2 protein-coding genes are annotated in these 2,120 nt (G+C 58.8%); one reads left to right on the forward strand and one right to left on the reverse strand.

All coding sequences use genetic code 11. From position 1 onward, the window contains the following. Window positions 1-1,302: hypothetical protein (locus tag ABX749_RS30675; protein WP_372899385.1), on the reverse strand; the 1,302-nt coding region annotated here is incomplete at its 3' end. A 105-nt stretch (window positions 1,303-1,407) separates the two neighbouring features. Between ABX749_RS30675 and ABX749_RS30680 the strand changes: the two genes are divergently transcribed. Continuing rightward, window positions 1,408-1,884 (forward strand): thiol-disulfide oxidoreductase DCC family protein, encoded by a 477-nt coding sequence (locus ABX749_RS30680; protein ID WP_372899386.1) that lies wholly within the window; start codon window positions 1,408-1,410, stop codon window positions 1,882-1,884. The last annotated feature ends 236 nt before the right edge of the window (window positions 1,885-2,120 follow it).

Here is a 2,120-nt window from a genome sequence, read left to right on the forward strand (position 1 = left end):
GCAGCGCATTTGTTCTTTGGATTGCGACAGGTCGTTCATCGCGTCTTCCAGGTCTTGCAGTTCGCTCATCTCTTGCTGCATGTCACCGAGTTGGTCGGCCATTGCATCGAGGGCGTTGGCGGCTTGCTTGGAGTCGCCGTTCTGCATCGCCTGGGCCGCTTGGCCGAGCTTGTCGGCCATCTGCTGCATCTGCTGCGATTGCTGTTTGGACTGTTGCTGCATTTCGTTGAGTTGTTGCTGCATTTTGGCGGCGTCTTCGGACCGGCCTTCGCGTTTGGCTTGTTCGATCTTTTCTTTCAGTTCGGCCTGCTTGCGTTTCTGCTCGGCGATCGCTTTTTCGAGTTGGTCCTTTAACTGCTGGACTTGTTTTTGCAGCTGTTCTTTTTCTTTGTCGCTGAGCGTGCCGTCTTTCATTTTTTGGGCGAGCTTGCGCATCACTTGCTCGGCCTTTCCGAAGTCACCCTTGGCGATCGACTGGGCGGCCTCATTGGCCGGTCCGGCTTGTAGCGAGTTCATTTGCGCCATCGCCTTGCGCATCTGATCGCCCGACCCGAGTTGCTCGCGACGTTCTTCGAGTTGTTTCTTTAGATCGTTGAGCGCGATCATCGCTTCTTTTCGATCGATGTTTTTCTTTTCGGTGATCTGGTTGAGGTCTTTCTCGAGTTTTTCAAAGAGATCCTTGGCGTCTTGGAGCCCCTTGGCTTCGGCGTTGCGTTTTTGTTGGGCAATACGCTTTTTCAGTTGCAACGACGCGCGTTTGACTTGGGCGGCCACGGCCGGATCGATCTCGTTGGAACCATCGGGGGCAACCGGTGTGGCGGGATCGACCAGGATCAAAACCAGGACCAGGATGGGCGTGATCGCCAGGGGCAGCCAACCGAGTCGACTCGGCTGGTAGCCGAACTTTTCGGCGATCTTGATTTTGTCGGCGCGCCGATCGGCGTCGCTGATCACGGCCAAGCCGAACTCCGACTCGCGGTCTGCGGCGGACATCGAGAGCGAACTGCTGAGCCGTTCGCTCAGCCCGAAGCGTTTGTCGACTTCCAGAGCGACGCGGTCACGACTCGGCGCGGTGGCCAGGGCGTAAACCAACGCTCCGGCGACGGCGACCACGATCGAGCCGACGATCCAGGCCAAATTCCAGGTTTCCACGTCAACATCAAGTGCGCGGATGCCCGGGACCGCACAGGCGATCGTCGCCACAATGAGCGCGGCGAACAGGGCGAGACAGAGGGCACGCCCGAAATTGCCTAAAATGAGGCGACGTCGTGCGTTGCGAACTTGAGATTCAATTCGGTTCATGGCGGTAGCCTTGGGTGTGTTGCGGCCTACAATCAAGTATAGGAACCGTGGGCAGCTTAATGGCAGCGTGATTCCCCCCCGTCTTACCTCTTTTTTCGCAATTTCATGGCCGATCCAGCCACCCAATCGCTCTCCACTGGTGCCGAAAACGGTTTACCCGACCCGGCGGAGCTGCCTGATGCCGATGTGGTGATTTATGACGGGGACTGCAATTTCTGCATCGGGCAGGTCAAAAACCTGCGGCGGCTGGACTGTTGCGGCGGCCGATTGTCTTTCTTGTCGCTGCATGATCCGCGGGTCGCGGAGCGGTATCCGGACCTGACACACGATCGGCTGATGGCAGAAATGTACGTCGTCGATTCCCAGGGTCGCCGGCATGGTGGCGGGGACGCGGTGCGATACCTGAGCCGGCGTTTGCCGCTACTGTGGTTGGCCGCACCGATTCTGCACCTACCAGGATCGGCGAGCCTGTGGCGCTGGATGTACAACCAAATCGCCAAGCGGCGCTACAAACTGGCGGGTAAGAAATCAGGCCAAGGGGCCTGCGAAAACGATTCCTGCGCGGTCCACTTTGGGGAGTAGCGGGGTTGGCGATCTGGTGGTGACCGGAACTTGATGTGACACGCCGCTGGCGTGAAACGGCGAGCGGGTTGGTGCCCGCGAGTTTTCTCACGACACCGAGGAGTGCGACGTGCATCAGCAATACTCTTCACGTCCCGAGTATTCCGCAGCACCTTGGTTTTCGGGTCGGCGGTAGTGGACGAGGCGACGGGGCCTTGCCAATATGCCGACGACACAGGACTCGTCGCCTCGTCCAC

The sequence above is a fragment of the Stieleria sp. genome, assembly GCF_041595215.1.
Classification (GTDB): domain Bacteria; phylum Planctomycetota; class Planctomycetia; order Pirellulales; family Pirellulaceae; genus Stieleria; species Stieleria magnilauensis.